Annotated in this window: 6 protein-coding genes and 3 pseudogenes; 3 read left to right on the top strand and 6 right to left on the bottom strand. The window is 57.4% G+C overall.

The features are described 5' to 3' along the window. The first annotated feature begins 184 nt into the window (after positions 1 to 184). Positions 185 to 5,329, top strand: a complete 5,145-nt coding sequence (locus tag AO277_RS16230; RefSeq protein ID WP_044318328.1) for an AvrE-family type 3 secretion system effector — start codon at positions 185 to 187, stop codon at positions 5,327 to 5,329. Positions 5,330 to 5,377: 48 nt separating this feature from the next. Here AO277_RS16230 and AO277_RS16235 read toward each other — a convergent pair whose 3' ends face one another. From AO277_RS16235 to AO277_RS16245, 3 genes and pseudogenes are all read right to left on the bottom strand, one after another. Then, entirely contained in the window at positions 5,378 to 5,767 is a 390-nt protein-coding gene (locus AO277_RS16235; RefSeq protein WP_002552395.1) for a type III secretion system chaperone, read from the bottom strand. A gap of 77 nt (positions 5,768 to 5,844) precedes the next feature. Beyond that, a pseudogene (locus AO277_RS16240) lies at positions 5,845 to 8,078 on the bottom strand (restriction endonuclease). Next, positions 8,075 to 8,569 (bottom strand): CesT family type III secretion system chaperone, encoded by a 495-nt coding sequence (locus tag AO277_RS16245; RefSeq protein ID WP_002552394.1) that lies wholly within the window; start codon positions 8,567 to 8,569, stop codon positions 8,075 to 8,077. The pseudogene AO277_RS16240 and the gene AO277_RS16245 overlap by 4 nt, the downstream one beginning before the upstream one ends. Before the next feature lie 303 nt (positions 8,570 to 8,872). Between AO277_RS16245 and AO277_RS16250 the strand changes: the two genes are divergently transcribed. Continuing rightward, the gene (locus AO277_RS16250; RefSeq protein ID WP_044318329.1) at positions 8,873 to 10,120 is read left to right on the top strand and encodes a pectate lyase; all 1,248 of its coding nucleotides are present in this window, start codon (positions 8,873 to 8,875) and stop codon (positions 10,118 to 10,120) included. An 86-nt stretch (positions 10,121 to 10,206) separates the two neighbouring features. Here the strand turns inward: AO277_RS16250 and AO277_RS16255 are convergent. Beyond that, positions 10,207 to 11,578, bottom strand: a pseudogene (locus AO277_RS16255) (type III effector). Positions 11,579 to 12,037: 459 nt separating this feature from the next. Here AO277_RS16255 and AO277_RS16265 point away from each other — a divergent pair. Further along, positions 12,038 to 12,982 (top strand): bestrophin family protein, encoded by a 945-nt coding sequence (locus AO277_RS16265; RefSeq protein ID WP_044318330.1) that lies wholly within the window; start codon positions 12,038 to 12,040, stop codon positions 12,980 to 12,982. Between the two features lie 186 nt (positions 12,983 to 13,168). Here the strand turns inward: AO277_RS16265 and AO277_RS16270 are convergent, their stop codons facing one another. Together AO277_RS16270 and AO277_RS16280 are read right to left on the bottom strand one after the other, a co-directional pair. Further along, the gene (locus AO277_RS16270) at positions 13,169 to 15,688 is read right to left on the bottom strand and encodes a GAF domain-containing hybrid sensor histidine kinase/response regulator (protein ID WP_330218094.1); all 2,520 of its coding nucleotides are present in this window, start codon (positions 15,686 to 15,688) and stop codon (positions 13,169 to 13,171) included. A 422-nt stretch (positions 15,689 to 16,110) separates the two neighbouring features. Next, positions 16,111 to 16,281, bottom strand: a pseudogene (locus AO277_RS16280) (SDR family oxidoreductase); the annotation flags it as partial. Between the last annotated feature and the right edge of the window lie 96 nt (positions 16,282 to 16,377).

A 16,377-nucleotide genomic window follows, 5' to 3' on the forward strand; every position in this document is an offset into this window, starting at 1 on the left:
GCACGTTCACTGTTACGGTTCCCTTTGAAACCGATATCAGCCGCGCCAGGCATCTTGCTGAATCATTTCAGCCATAAGTATTTGCGATGGAACCCTCCATTATCAGGTGCCACTCAGCCAATGAATGAATTTCCAAGCTTTGCATCAGGCTGTCATCAGTGGCACATGGAGAGGGAGATTCACCGTGCATTCATCATCGATCCACCGCAACACCGGGAGCATCATTCAGCCGCCAGTCCCGGCAAACACGAACGCTGCAACGGATCTACAGCAAAAAATCGAACAACCCAAACAACGCTCCTCGCACTCACTGAGCAGTGTCGGCAAGCGAGCGCTGAAGAACGTCAGCAAACTGTTCCAGAAATCCAAGGCACCGCAGCAGAAAGCGGCCACGCCTCCCACCGTAAAAGACGTCAAGCCTTCACAGCCCACTTCAAATTCGAAGACAGCCAAAGACAAAGCGCCTGTATCTCAGTTATCGAGCAATAGTCTTGATGACCTGGAGGATACGCGCCAGCCAGTGACGCGTGCGGGGCATAGCGGCGCCAGCACTTCCGGCACCAAAGCCCAAGACCCGGACGAGCCGGCGACGCTCCAGAGTTCTCGGCAATCGATGATGACGCGCAGCAACGGAGGCCGTTTCGAGCTGAAAGACGAAAAACTGGTTCGCAACTCAGAGCCACAAGGCAGCATTCAACTGGACGCCAAGGGAAAGCCTGACTTCTCCACGTTCAATACTCCCGGCCTGGCCCCATTGCTGGATTCCATTCTCGCCACCCCCATGCAAACCTACCTGGCTCATCAAAGCAAAGACGGCGTGCACGGCCATCAGTTGCTACAGGCCAACGGGCACCTGCTGCACCTGGCGCAGGACGACAGTTCGCTGGCCTTGATCCGCAGCAGCAAAGAAGCACTGCATATAGAAGGAAAGAAACCGCCAGCGGTGAAACTGGAGCGTGAAGACGGCAACATTCACATCGACACCGCCAGCGGACGCAAGACTCAAGAGTTGCCCGGCAAGGCGCACATCGCTCACATCACCGGCGTGCTTCTCAGGCACGACGGCGAGCGTATGCGTGTGCATGAAGACCGGCTCTATCAGTTCGACCCGCTCAGTGCTCGCTGGAAAGCGCCTGAAGGCACGGAGGACATTGCTTTCAATAGTCTGGCCACAGGCGGCAACGGCTCGGTCTATGCGAAAAGCGACGATGTGGTAGTCGACCTCACGAGCCCTTTCATGCCGCACATCGAAGTCAAGGATCTGCAGTCATTTTCGGTGGCACCGGACAACAGAGCGGCATTGCTCAGCGGCAAGGAGACTCAGGCGATCCTGCTCACAGACATGAGCCCGGTGATTGGCGATCTGACCGAGAAGAAAACAAAAGCGCTCGAACTCGACGGCGGCAAGGCGCAAGCGGCTGCGGTCGGCCTGAGCGACAACAAGCTGTTCATAGCAGACACCCAAGGCAGACTTTACAGCGCGGACCGTAGTGCATTTGAAAGCAATGACCCGCAATTGAAGCTGACGCCCGATCAGGCAAACTTTCAACTGGCAGGCCTGCCGCTGGGTGGCCACGACAGCGTCACCGGATTCATCAACGGGGATGACGGCCGTGTGCATGCATTGATCAAAAACCGCCAGGGCGAGATTCACTCCCACGCACTCAATGAGCAGGATTCAAAACTGGAAAGCGGCTGGAACCTGACCAATGCTCTGGTACTGAGCAACAATCGCGGGCTGACCATGCCCCAGGCCCCCACCGCCGCTGACCGGCTCAACCTTGATCGTGCGGGTCTGGTTGGCCTGAGCGAAGGACGCATTCAGCGCTGGGATGCGACGCCCGAATGCTGGAAAGACGCCGGTATAAAAGATATTGACCGCCTGCAACGCGGTGCCGACAGTAACGCCTATGTGCTCAAGGGCGGCAAACTGCACGCGCTCAAGGTGACTCCTGAACACCCCAACATGGCCTTTGACCACAACACAGCGCTGGCCCAGACCGCGCGCTCGACAACAGTCGAGATGGGCAAGGAAATCGAAGGCCTCGACGACCGGGTGATCACAGCCTTTGCAATGGTCAGCAACAAAAGCTTCGTCGCCCTTGATGACCAGAACAAGCTGACCGCCCACAGCAAGGATCACAAACCCGTCACTCTCGATATCCCCGGCCTGGAAGGCGATATCAAGAGCCTTGCTCTGGATGAAAAACAGAACCTTCATGCGCTCACCAGTACCGGCGGGCTTTATTGCCTGCCCAAGGAAGCTTGGCAATCGACAAAGCTGGGGGATCAGATGCGCGCCCGCTGGACGCCGGTTGCCCTACCTGGGGGTCAGCCGGTCAAGGCACTTTTCGCCAATGACGACAACGTGCTCAGCGCCCAGGTCGAAGACGCCGAGGGCCAGGGTCTGATGCGGCTCAGTGCAGGCAAATGGCAAGCTTTCGAGCAGCGCCCGGTAGAAGAAAACGGTTTGAATGATGTGCACTCGCGAATCACGGGATCGAACAAGACCTGGCGAATTCCAAAAACCGGGCTGACGCTCAGAATGGACATCAATGCATTCGGGCGCAGCGGTGTGGAGAAATCCAAAAAAGCCAGCACCCGCGAATTCATGCGCGCCAACGTCTACAAAAACACCGCAGAAGTGCCCCGCTGGATGAAGAACGTTGGCAACAGTATTCAACATCGCCACCACGGTCGTCTGGGTCTGAATGAGGTTTATGAAACCGAGTCCATGCTGTTCAAGCAGTTGGAGCTGATCAATGAGTCCGGCGGCTGGCCGCCAGCCCCGGGCAAGGATTTGAAAGCGCGCATTGCCGCACTGGAATCAAAACTGGGGCCTCAAGGCGCTACGTTGGTCAAGGAACTGGAAACCCTGCGCGAAGAGCTGGAAAATCACAGCTATACGGCGCTGATGTCTATCGGCCAAAGCTATGGCAAGGTGAAAAACCTCAGGCAACAAGATGGCATTCTTAACCAGCACGGTGAGTTGGCCAAGCCGTCGGTGCGCACCCAGTTCGGCAAGAAACTTGCTGAGCTGGGCACAAAGCTCAACTTCAAAAGCTCTGGACATGACCTGGTCAAGGAGCTTCAGGACGCCTTGACTCAAGTTGCTCCGTCTGCTGAAAACCCCACCAAAAAGTTACTCGGCACGCTGAAGTATCAAGGGCTGAAACTCAGCCACCAGAAAGCCGATGTACCCTTGGGGCAGCGCCGCGATGCCAGTGAGGAGCATGGCCTGAGTAAAGCGCGTCTGGCGCTGGATCTGGTCACGCTGAAAAGCCTCGGCGCGCTGCTCGACGAGGTCGAACAGCTACCGCCGCAAGCCGACATAGATCCGTTACAAAACAAACTGGCGACGCTGCGTGATGTGACTTACGGCGAAAACCCAGTCAAGGTGGTTACAGACATGGGCTTTACCGATAACAAAGCGCTGGAAAGCGGTTATGAAGCGGTCAAGACATTCCTCAAGTCATTCAAAAAAGCTGATCATGCGGTGAGCGTCAACATGCGCGCAGCCACAGGCAGCAAGGACCAGGCGGAACTGGCCGGGAAATTCAAAAGCATGCTCAAGCAACTGGAGCATGGCGACGATGAAATCGGGCTGCAACGCAGTTACGGACTGAACCTTACCACCTCGTTCATCATTGTTGCCGACAAGGCCACAGGAATATGGCCAACGGCAGGTACCACCGGCAACCGTAACTACATACTCAATGCCGAGCGTTGCGAGGGCGGCGTTACCCTGTACCTGATCAGCGAAGGTGCGGGAAACGTAAGCGGTGGCTTCGGTGCCGGCAAAGACTACTGGCCGGGCTTTTTTGACGAAAACCATCCTGCTCGTAGTGTCGACGTCGGTAACAACCGCACATTGACCCCCAACTTTCGCCTGGGCGTGGACGTGACAGCCACCGTCGCTGCCAGCCAACGTGCCGGCGTGGTCTTCAATGTTCCGGATGAAGACATCGACGCATTCGTCGACGACCTGTTTGAAGGCAAGCTGAATCCATTGCAGGTGCTTAAAAAAGCAGTAGACCATGAGACCTACCAGGCTCGGCGATTCAACTTCGACCTTACGGCGGGCGGAACTGCCGATCTACGCTCTGGGATAAACCTGACCGAAGACAGAGACCCGGATGCCGATCCCAATAGCAATTCGTTCTCTGCGGTGGTACGCGGCGGATTCGCGGCGAACATCACCGTTAACCTGATGACCTACACCGATTACTCGTTGACCCAGAAAAACGACAAGACCGAGTTGCGCGAAGGCGGCAAGAACCGCCCGCGTTTTCTCAACAACGCAACGCTTGGCGGGCAGCTTCGCGGGCAGATCGGCGGCACCTACACGGCCCCCACAGGCACACCGGCCTCCGCCCCGGGACCGACGCCCGCGTCACAGTCAGCCGCCAACAATCTGGGAGTAGCGGTAAATTTCAGCGTAGAGAACAGGACTGTCAAACGGGTCAAGTTTCGCTATAACGTCGCCAAGCCGATAACCACCGAAGGTTTGGGCAAGCTGTCTAAAAGCCTCGGCGAGGCATTCAAGGACAGCACGACCAAAGCAAAACTGGCCGAACTGGCCGACCCGCTGAATGCGCGTTACGCAGGCAAGAAACCGGATGAGGTTATTCAGGCGCACCTCGACGGCCTTGAAGAACTGTTTGCCGACACTCAATGGCAGAACGACAAGCAGTACAAAGCGCTTCGTGGTCTGAAACGCGGGGCGGTCGAGCATCGGGCATCAGTCAATAAGCACAGCGTGATGGATAACGCACGTTTTGAGACCAGCAAAACCAACCTCTCCGGCCTGAGCAGTGAAAGCATACTCACCAAAATCATGGGCTCAGTGCGTGAAGCGAGCGCCCCCGGCAATGCGGCCAGGGTTGCCGAGTTCATGCGCCAGGACCCGAAACTCCGCGCCATGCTCAAGGACATGGAGGGCAGCATAGGGACACTGGCGCGCGTACGGCTGGAACCGAAGGACTCGCTGGTCGATAAAATCGACGAAGGTAGCCTGGACGGCACCATGACCCAAAGCGACTTCTCCGCCCTTCTGGGAGACCGCAACCAGATGCGCATCAAGCGCCTGGTGGTATTCCACACCGCGACTCAGGCTGAAAACTTCACCTCACCCACCCCCTTGGTCAGCTATAACAGCGGAGCGAATATGAGCGTCACTAAAACGCTGGGGCGCATCAACTTCATTTATGGCGCAGACCAGGACAAACCGATTGGTTACACCTTTGACGGCGAGTTGTCGCGGCCATCGGCGTCGCTCAAGGAAGCGGCGAGCAAGTTGAAGCAAGAAGGGTTTGAACTGAAAAGCTGAAAACGCAAACAGTGAAAAAAGCGCCGCTTTTACGCGGCGCTTTTTTATTCAAGCCTGTAGAAATGCGCGAGCCTCACGAGCCTGGGAAATGAAGCCGCGAGTCACGTCGCAGAACGCCGGCTCATCGAGCGATGCCAGTTCACGCTGGGCGCATAGACGTACATCGCCCTGATCGACAGCAAACCAGCAACCGTGCAAACGGGCGACGTCGAAGTTCAGGCTCAACAGGCGCTGTAGATCAGTGGAACGCTCCGGACAACGGCCTACTCGGCAATGAAAGACGACCATTTCGCTGTGCTCGGGCAATTCGATGACCGCCGCTTCGTTGTTCTGGCCGTCGTAAAGGGCGCATACGCCATTCTGCAAGGCCAGTGATGTACCGAGTTGGACGCCCAGAGCGTTGATGAAGCGGGCAAAATCGGGTGTCGGGTTTCTCATCGTTATAGTCCTTTAAAGTTAAAGCAGTCTGAATCAGCCGGACAGCAGACAGGTACGGACTGTGCCCGGCGTTGGAATCAACGCGGAGCGAGCAAGCCTTCTTCGAGCGCCCGCAACTGCTCGTCGTCAAACGGAACGGAGGGTGCCGGCCGCTGCACTGTGGGGCTGGATGGCGGCGTTGGGGCCGTGTTCCGGAGCTCGTCGACGGACCCGCGAGCTTCAGGCGGTTTTGCTGGCGTAAGCGCAGCGCGTGCTGACGACACGCCGTTCAGCGCACCGTCTGCCAACACTCGAACCGTGTCCACGGCGATCTGGGTTGGCAGCTGCAACGCGCCTCGGCCCATGTGATAAGCGCTTTCCATAGCCCTTGGAATACCGCTCAACGTGCTCGGCTGGAAGGTATGTGGCAGCGATGCCCTGTTCGGGTGGCGGATGTTGTTCAAGGCTGTTTCGGTACGATCCAGCATCGGCGTTGCGCCTCCCATCCCCGCATCCTTCAACGCCTTGGCTTCGGCGGTGACAGACTGGTTGGCGTAACGCGTGGACAGATAGGAAATCGAGCCCTTTGCGGCCAGAGCCATATTGCGCAGGATATTCCCCGCACTGAGCGTACCCCGCGCGCCTTCCGGCTGGGCTGTCACGGGCGGCAGTGCCGAGGTCAGCGCCGAGCTCTGAATACCCGATATTGCCTTGCTGTAGAACGTGGTACGTACCGAGGCTTCGCGCAGGTCCATACCTTTGGCCAGGTCCTTTTTCAGCTCTGTCTCGGCTCGGTCTGGCGTGACTACCGGAATTTTGCGCTCTGCGGGATCGACATACGTCGACTTCAACTGCAAAAGCGTTTGCGAACTGGCAGACACCGCCCCGCCAAAGCCGGATGCCAAGGCTCTTGCACTCAGCGTCTGACCATTGATCTGGTGTAAATCGTTGAGCATCTGGCGCACGGCCTGTGAACCACCAAAGGCACTGTAAGCCATCAGTTCACCCACCGGATGGGTGGACGAACCCTGGACCTTCTTCTGGTTCAGCACCGCGCGTTCGCCCTTGACGAAAGCCTTGTCCTGAGCGATTTCCTCGGGCGTTTTTCTGATCAGCTCACCGTGCTCGCTTTTCAGTTCGAAGGGGTCAGGAATCACCGAATTGGTATCGATAGCCTTGAGTGGCACCATGTTCAAGCGCTCGTTCAGGCCAGTCTTCTGCAAGGCAGCCTGAAACACCGGTTTCACTACGCTGTTGACTGTCTCGTGGGCAATGCCCGCGACCATTCCGGTTATCGCCGCCTTGAGCATGCTGGCGTCGCTGCTGGTCTCAGGCACCTCCTCTCGCAGCTTGTCACTGGTAGACAAACGCACATAACCCAGGTGCGTCATTGACGACATGAACTGCGGAACCGCAGCCGCAACAACCGGCCCGGCACCTTTCCAGCCGCCAACCGAGTTGCGGGCAGTGACAAGATCACTGACGACGGTGTCCAGTTGTGTATGTGCGGCGACCGAAGCAAGGCGTTTGGCCTCTGGCGACTTGACGAAATCGGCGTGCAGGCCGACCAGAGTGGTTTTCGCATCAACCAGCGCCTGTCTGTTAGCGTGCAAAGCGTCCTTGGCGCCCTCTTCGGCACTTTGCAGGCTCACATCCAGTGCAGCGATGTGATCATCCAGCGACACGATGCCTTTGCTCAGCCCTTCGCCGATTGCCTTGCTCGCACGACCGGCGTACTCGCCAACGGCTGTCTGACTGACGGCAAGAGTCGCCCGATCCTCGTTGGCATGCGGGCCTGTCTTGGTGGGCGTAGCGTCATGCATCAACTGAAAGTGCTCCAGTTGATCGGCGACCGATTGCGCGAAGCCCTTGATCAGTTGACCGACTTCGGCTTTGTCGGGGGCCTGACCCGGCTGGGTAAACTTGTCCAGCAGTTGTTGCAAGTCCGAACCATGAAACTGCTTCAGTTGATAGCGCTCAGGGGAGAGACGCTCGGCCATGACTTCAAAAGGCAGCTTTTCAGCTTGCAGCAAGCTGCCAATCAATAACGCGGCACGCGAGCTGATCATCGGCGCGCCGCTGACCGGAGCCGTCGCAGGCTCAGCCTTGAAGGCCTGCAAAAGCTGCGTGTGTCGCGCCGCAACATTCAGCCGCGCGGCACCGGTAGCCGAGCTTTCTGCTGCGTGCGGCCTTGCCTGATGGGAGTCAGCGGCGGATTCATGCCTGGCGTCACTGCATTCGGGTGAGCGGTCTGGGCGGAAATAGCATCGTGCTGCTGGTTTATCCGGGCCAGCTCGATGCCGCCCGATCCACCGATTCGCGGAGTGTTCATTGAAACCTCCCTGAGGCCGACAGGCTCTCGCGTTTGGCTGCCGTGGCAACAGGCTGCTCAACCGGGGCACCTGCTGTTTTGACCCGCCCGATGAACCCATGCTCGCGCCACTCGTTCGCCAAATCAGCGAACGACTTCATCAACAGCAGCACGCCTTCGGCAGAGGCTCGCTCCAGGCTCACGGAACCCATAAGCAATACCCGACTGGTCTGAGCATTCCAGGAGAAAACCGGGCTATGGGCACCCGAGAACATATGAAAATTAATGTCCATCAACGCCAGCAATGCAGCGTCACGATTGCGTGTCGGCAACGCTCCCATGTCGCCGTAAATCAAAACAGCACGGCCCTCATCGCGATCCTGATACTGAAGTGTGAAGTCCACTTCGCTGATTTTGAAATTGGCAGACTCGTAAAAACGTTCAGGCGTGGAAATAAGGCTGAGCGCGCAGATTTCATTTATCAGGGTGTGGTACGAGTCATTATTGTTCATTTCACGGCCTCTGAGTGCGATATGAGACCACACCGTTTTTCTGTCGGTGTGTTCCGCACTGAGTCGAATGTAAAGGCGTTTTGGTTCCGTGTGCTCGTCAAGCGCACCAGGGATGGCGTATTGAAAACATCGCCATCAATAGCGGCGAAACGGGAACCGCTCACCTCGCTTTGCCACTCACTTCGAGCGACATCTGGCGAATTCCTCGTCGACCTATAGAACTGACAGGGACACGGCGACCGACGCTGGTAAATCCGGAAGACGACGCTGGTTCATATGTCCACCCCATCGAGGTAAAACATCATGAGCATCGGTATCACCCCCACACCCTACCAACCCACGTCAGCCGCGCTGGACTTCTCGGCGCTGAGTGAAAAAAGCCCGCAGACAAACACCTTCCACGATGAGAACGCCCCACAGGCCGTAGACGCTGGTGCCATGCTGTTCAACAGCGCCGCACCGAAAAACGTCAGTTTCGGGCAACCTGACAACAGCGTGCAGAGCCCGCAGGATGCCAACAACACAGCAAACCCCGAGTCCAACCTCATCAAGCTGTTCAGTGCATTGATTGTTTCACTGCTGCAGATGCTCATGAACCTTAATAAAAAACAGGACACAGATCAGGACTCGAGCGAGTGGCAGGACCCTTTTCAGAACAATGGCGGGCTCGGTGCGCCTTCAACCGATAGCGGGGACAGCGGTGACGGCAGTACGCTAGCCGCAACGGGCGATGGCGGTGGCGATACGCCGACTGCAACAGGCGGTGACGGCGGCGATAGCCCTGCACCCACTGCAACAGGTGGCAACACGCCTTCTGTCGAAGGCAGCAGCGAGAACGATGGTGGCGTAACACCGCAAATCACACCGCAACTGGCCAACCCCAACCATACCTCAGGCACGGGTCCGGTTTCGGATACAGCGGGCGCCAACGACCAGGCAGGCAAGGTCATTGTGGTGAAAGACACCATCAAAGTCGCTGCCAACACAGTCTATGACGCACACGGCGCAACCTTCACCGCCGACAAGTCGATGGGTAACGGAGACCAGAGCGAAAACCAGAAGCCTTTGTTCGAACTGGCAGAAGGCGCCACCTTGAAAAACGCTAACCTGGGTGAGAACGAAGTGGATGGCATACACGTGAAAGCCAAGGACGCCCAGCAAGTCACCATCGATAACGTGCACGCCGAAAACGTCGGGGAGGACATGATCACCGTCAAGGGCGAGGGAGGCGCAAAGGTGACCAATCTGCAAATCAAAAACAGCTGTGCTGAAAACGCAGACGATAAGGTTGTCCAACTTAACGCGAACACTCATTTGAACATCACTGGTTTCGAAGCCAACAATTTCGGAACGCTGGTTCGCACCAATGGTGAAAAGCAGTTTGATGACATGAATATCAAGCTGGACGGTGTAGACGCTAATCACGGCAAGTTCGCACTGGTAAAAAGCGACAGCGAAGACCTGCAGCTGGAGACCAGCAACATCGCCATGACCGATGTCAAACATGCCTATGATAAAACCAAGGCCTCGACCCAACACACAGAGCTTTGAATCCCAACCGGACAGCTGGAAAAAAGGGGTGGCCTCACTCGTTGAGCCCACCCCTTTTTACCGTCTAATTGCAACTTACAGTTTGCTTACGACCGCCCAGGCTGAAACGGTGTTTCACTTGGAGAAGCCGCAATACCACCCTCTTCGATATCCGCTTCACGAGCGGGACGATGACGCAGGTTATTGACCGTGTTGCGCAAGCTGGCACCGGTATTGACGAGCGCTTCCCCGCCTTTGTCTTTGACGGTTTTCGCCAGTTTTACGGTCTGGTCGGCGACATAACCTGTCGTACTGGACGCAGTCGACTTCACCGTGTCCTGTATGAACGACTCGGCTTTTTTAACCGCAGGGTCAGTCGCCAGTGCAGCGGTGGTCCAGCCTGCGAAAACGCCTGCCGAACCCGCCAGGTTGGTCAACTGACTGACCGCAGCACTGGTCGCCGGATGGGTAATGTTTTTCGTCGCCATCTCCTGCAACTTGCCTACCCCTGCGAAACCGCCCGCCAAGGCAACACCGTTTTGTACCAGACCGGTTGCCGAGACCAGACTTCTCACCGCCTTGAGCCCGTCAGTCGCGATGTCCAGTGGCAGGCCGGCCATCCGCTTGCCAGCGTTAAGCGCCGCACCTGAGTAGCTGGCCGACTTGATCGCGTTGTAAGCATCGAGCCAGTCGGTTTCTTCATTCAGGTCAGCCTTGGGCTCTTTATCCTTCAGGCCGAGCACGAATGCACCACCACGCAGGTGATCGCGCGACTGCACACTGAGCATGCGGTTGCCAAAGCCTGCGTTGGCAGCCAGACCACCCGCCGCCGACACGCTGATGTCAACAGCACTCTGGACTGCTGGTCTGGACGCCAGTGCCGGCGCCAATACCGTGCGTACTGCGTTGCGCGCCGAGTACGTTTGCACCGCAATCCCCATGTCCACAACCTGCCTGCCAAGCCCTGGCGAGTGGCGTTTCACGGAAGTAGCCATCGCATCATGGATGCCTGTCCGGCGAGGTGCTCAGATAATGCAGATCACCCGTCGCGCGATCCATCATCTTGGTGCCCACCTGGTCCATCGCTCCCGACAGCGCCCCGGAAATAAACGGGGTTAGCGGCTTGAGTGGAGCAGGTAGCCAATCGCCCTTGTTAATCGCCGGTTGCATGTACTGAAGCACCGAAGCCGCGGCAAATGGCGTGGCCCGTAACGCGCTTGATGCCGTAGTCGCCAATCGGTCGAACTTTTCCGCCTTGGCAAATGTTTCTCCGATGCTTGCACGGGTTTCGCCCTGCTCGCTCAAACGCCTGGCGCGCGCATCGATCAGCGCATCGATCTGCTCGTTATGAGCATGAATGGCAGCGTGGTCCTCCAATGAGTCGGTCAACGGCAATTTGTGTGCAGCGAACACATGATCCTTCAGGTAATCAGTAATCGCATGCAGATTGTCCTGCGCACCGGAGCTGACGGACCGCACAGAACTGGAAGCAAGAGGCGCGTCAGACGCGATTCGAAAGCTCTCCATCTCGATACCGGGCGGTTGTGGGGCGGATCGGTTGATGTGCATGGAAATTCCCTCTCGGTCTACGGAGTTTGAACAGCAAAACGCTGAGGCGGGCTTGTCCGGAACGAGTAGTTGCGCGAAAGCAATGCAGCGAAGTGTCGATCAAACAACGCCAGAAACAGCGAAACGTCCGGCTACCCGCCAATTGAACAGGATCGACAAAGGCTGTGTGGTCCCGGATCCGTTGACGGTTCCAGTGCATGACCTGTGCATGCCGAACTCAAAGGCTCCAGCCGAAACAGCACAGCAAACCGTGTTGAAGATTACGCACCTGGAAATTAAGCGGGCTTTAAGGCAAGCGGCGTAAGTTCGCGGCATAGCGTGTTCAATGAACATGCACAGCCTTTTCCAACCCAGCAAGGGAGTGCCGTAATGACGGGTCTTTTCGAAAAAAAATGGCGGTGCATCAGTAGAACAGTGACCTATGTTGGCTGGTCGCTGTTCTGGCTTCTGCTCTGGGACCTGGCTGTGACGATGGATGTCATGCTGATCGAAGGCAAGGGCATCGATTTCCCGCTGATGCCTCTCACGCTGCTTTGCTCGGCATTGATCGTGCTGATCAGCTTTCGCAACACAAGTGCCTACAACCGCTGGTGGGAAGCGCGTACGTTGTGGGGCGCGATGGTCAATAGCTCACGCAGCTATGGCCGCCAGGTGATTACACTGATTGAAGGTAATACCGATGATCGCAACAACCCGGTGAAAGAAGGGCTGTTTCATCGCCACGTGGCCTACCTGCGGGCACTGCGGGCCCATCTCAAAGGCGATGTCGGCACCGCAAAACTCGACGGACTGTTGTCGGACGCCGAAATTCGTCGGGCCTCTGATAGCAATAACTTTCCCAATGACATTCTGAACGGCTCGGCAGCCATCATCTCCGAAGAGTTTGCAGCGGGACGCATCGACAGCATTCGTCTGGCACGACTGGAGTCGACCATGGTCGAACTGTCCAACTGCCAGGGCGGCATGGAACGCATCGCCAACACACCTCTGCCCTACCCGTACGTCTATTTTCCGAAGCTGTTCAGCACCTTGTTCTGCGTCATCATGCCACTGAGCATGGTAACCACCCTGGGCTGGTTCACCCCGGCGATATCCACAGTAGTCGGCTGCCTCCTACTGGCAATGGACCGTATCGGCACCGACCTGCAAGCGCCCTTCGGCAGCAGTCAGCACCAGATTCGCATGGAAGACTTGTGCAACACCATCGAAAAAAACCTGCGTTCGATGTTTAGTGCGCCGGAAAAGCAGCTGCTGTGGACAGGCTCGCAAAGCGAGGACGGTGATGCTTGGAAAGCGCATCGGCTGGCCGTTTGAGGGGCGGATATAAGCGCTAGCGGCCAACCCTGCAAATTTTCACAGCCCAAGGAGGTTTAGAGGCGTAGCGTCGATGATCATCCCGTCGGCAGGTGCGAGGCCGTAGCCTGGGATGAGCGGCACATCATTGACTGCCAAAGCCGAGCTGACAGGAACGACGGCCTTCACCCCGTACTCTGGCGAAGGTCAGGGTGCCAAGCCATAAGCTTCTGACGCGGGGCCGCCGCCCTTGCCGTGAAGCGGGGCAAGGCATGCTGCAAGTTCGCTTTTGCGAAACGGCTTTGTGAGCCGCGGAAGATCCGGATCAAGGCCCTCACGTTCGGCATACCCGGAGACCAGAAGGACCGCGGTTCCAGGCCTTGAGGAGCGGACCACCCGGGCCAGATCGGTCCCGTTGATACCCGGCATGAGGTGGTCAGTGATCAGCAGATCAAATGCCTGCCCGTTGGCTATCAGTTGCATGGCCTCTTCACCTGACCCGGCCTCGATCACGCGGTAACCCAGCTCGGCCAGCATGTAACAGGTGCTTGCCCGTACCAGTTCCTCATCGTCGACCAGCAGCGCGATCCCGCGCGTCAATTGCGGCTCTGACGCCTCGACAATGTGCAAAGCCGCTGCTGGCACGGTCATGCTGCGCGGCAACCACAGCTCCACTTTCGTCCCGAAACCTGGCGAACTCTGAATCGTGAGAGCACCGTTCAATTGTGATGCCAGCCCATGCACCATCGAAAGACCCAGACCAGTCCCTTTGCCGACACCCTTTGTGGAGAAGAATGGCTCCACCGCTCGGCCAAGCGTGGCAGCGTCCATGCCAGTGCCCGTATCTGCGACGGTTAAACAGAGGTATTCGCCTTTCGGCAGCTTCGAACGATGCCCATCGCCTACCAGCACCGTACCGGCAGATATGCACAGGGTGCCGCCCCCGATCATCGCGTCACGCGCGTTCACAGAAAGGTTGAGAACAGCCATCTCCAGCTGGTTTTGATCGGCAATGGCAGCGGGCAGATTCTCTGGAGCGTCGACGACCACTTTGATTTTCGGCCCGGCCGTTCTGGCCACCAGATCGCCCATATCGCTCAGCAATTTGGCCACATCGACCGGAACCGTCTGCAAGGGCTGACGGCGCGCGAAGGCTAGCAGTCTCTGTACCAGCGTCTTGGCACGCTCCGCCGATTGCATTGCGCCCGAGATGAGACGTTGCTCTCGATCGCCACCCACGCCACGTCGCAGAAGCAGATCGAGCGTGCCCACAATGGGCGTGAGCAGGTTATTGAAGTCATGCGCAACGCCGCCGGTAAGCTGCCCCATTGCTTCCATCTTCTGGCTCTGGCGCAGCGTCTGCTGGACCTCCTCGCGCTCGGCGATGGCCTGGACAATTCGCCTTTCAAGGGTGTCGTTAAGCTCCCTCAACTCCTCCTCGGCAGCCTTGCGAGCAGTGATTTCGATTGCGGTGCCGGTGACGCGCAAACAGACACCGGCTGCATTGAACACCCCGCGCCCCTTTGCCGCGATCCAGCGAACGATGCCGTCCTCTCGGCCAACCGTGCGGTAGTCGACCTCGTAGAGCGCGCGACGCTCTGGATCTGCGGCCGCCAGGAAGGCGTCGATCGTCGCATCACGATCCTCGGGGTGCAAACCATCATAGAAATCTTGCAACGTGACCTTCACGTTAGCCGAGATGCCGAACATCGCCTTGGTTTGTGAAGGCCAAACCAGCGTGTCATGAACCAGATCCACGTCCCAGAAACCCACATCGGCGTGGTCGACGGCAAGACGCAATCTCGACTCGCTGATACGGATCGCGGAATCCGTTCGTGCACGGTGAACAATCAGTCCGACCGTATGAGCCACGAAGTTGATGATCTCAATATCCGCTGGCAATGGCTCACGCAGCTCACGGTGGTACAGGACGAACGCACCGAGCAGTGCGCCCTGCGCCGAACGGATAGGAACCGACCAGCAGACGAGCAGCCCATGTCCGACGGCCAGATCGCGGAACTCGCTCCAGCGTGGGTCGATCATGATGTCGGCCACTGCCATTAATGCGCTCTGGTAGCCCTGGAACGGGGCGACAGCAATGGCTTTGAGAGCGTCAGTGTAAGCGTCAGGCAGACTCGGGCCGGCACAATGCTCCACGTGATACATGTCTTCATCCAGGAGCACGATGCTCCCCACGAATCCCGACGTTGACAGCGCTTCCACTTCGCGGACGATTGCATCCAGGGTAACGTTCAGGGTTGTTACTTCTACAGCCAGCTCCAGGATTCGATTCTGAGTGGTCCTTAGTGCCGCCCCGCGATTGCGTGCCTGGGTCAGGCGCGCATTCTCGATTGCGATGGTTGCCAGTCGCGCCAGACTTTCCAACAGTTTGATCGTATCGGGATCATGATCGCGAACATCGGACCAGTAAGCGCCAAGCGCCGAGAACGGAACAGGTCTACCGATGGGCACCATCACGAGGCTTCGGACAAAGGTCGGCGCGTAAGCGTCCTGCGGGATGCGTGGATCGAGCCAAACGTCACGGATCGCAACCGTCTCACCATGGCGCATCGTCCAACCAGATACACAATGGTCAATCAGGAAGCTCTGTCCTTGCCAAAGGGGAGAGACCGCATCTTCGGCTACATAAGAACAGCGGCCTTCATTTTCTATGACGACCGCAATGCCCTCCGCGCCTACCGCAGCGCGCGCCGTGTCCCTCAACACAGCGACGACCTCCTCCACCGAGGCCGCACAGGTCAGTCTCTCGCTGGCACTCAGCACATGAGACAGGCGGTCATCACCGATCAGATCCTTGGGGACATTAAGCAAACGGATCTCCCAACGGCCGCAGAATCCTGTTCCGCGGCGTGGTTCAAATTGAAGGAGGAAAAGAGATACTGAAGCGCGACTCTCTTTTCACAGTTGTCGAATTTCAGTCTCTCAGAAAAACGATTATCAAGCATCACCGCTGCGGTATTTTGCGACCGGTAGCACTTGGCCATGATTTTTTCCCCGCGAAGGGCAGCTTTGGGCCGGCTGTGTTGAAAAAACTGGTTTTCTCAAACGGGCTGATCATTGGTCGACGACTTATTCAACAGAATCGGTAAAAAACTCTCTTTCGCAGGCGCGATCTTAATGTCCCAGGTTTAGCTGTCATTCAGGACTGCCGGAGTAGCAGCCGTCCCAGCCAACAGACCACCATCAATGTTGAACTCACTGCCCGTGATGTAGGTGGCGTCATCCGACGCGAGCAGCAAGGCCAGAGCGGCCACTTCTTCAGGCATTCCGAATCTCCTGAGCGGAGTGTCTTGAACCAGCGTGGTATGACCCCCGAAGGTTGGACGCAACCTTTGGAGGCGTCATGGGTAAATATACAGTGCAGGCAAAACTCGCAGCCGTGAAAGAATATTGTG

The organism is Pseudomonas amygdali (genome assembly GCF_002699855.1).
GTDB lineage: Bacteria > Pseudomonadota > Gammaproteobacteria > Pseudomonadales > Pseudomonadaceae > Aquipseudomonas > Aquipseudomonas amygdali.

What these genes read in the sequence shown, in the direction of transcription:
- AO277_RS16235 (WP_002552395.1), bottom strand. Translation starts at nt 5,767, where the DNA reads ATGAGAAACCCGACACCCGATTTTGCCCGCTTCATCAACGCTCTGGGC.
- AO277_RS16250 (WP_044318329.1), top strand. Translation starts at nt 8,873, where the DNA reads ATGAGCATCGGTATCACCCCCACACCCTACCAACCCACGTCAGCCGCG.
- AO277_RS16265 (WP_044318330.1), top strand. Translation starts at nt 12,038, where the DNA reads ATGACGGGTCTTTTCGAAAAAAAATGGCGGTGCATCAGTAGAACAGTG.
- AO277_RS16245 (WP_002552394.1), bottom strand. Translation starts at nt 8,569, where the DNA reads ATGAACAATAATGACTCGTACCACACCCTGATAAATGAAATCTGCGCG.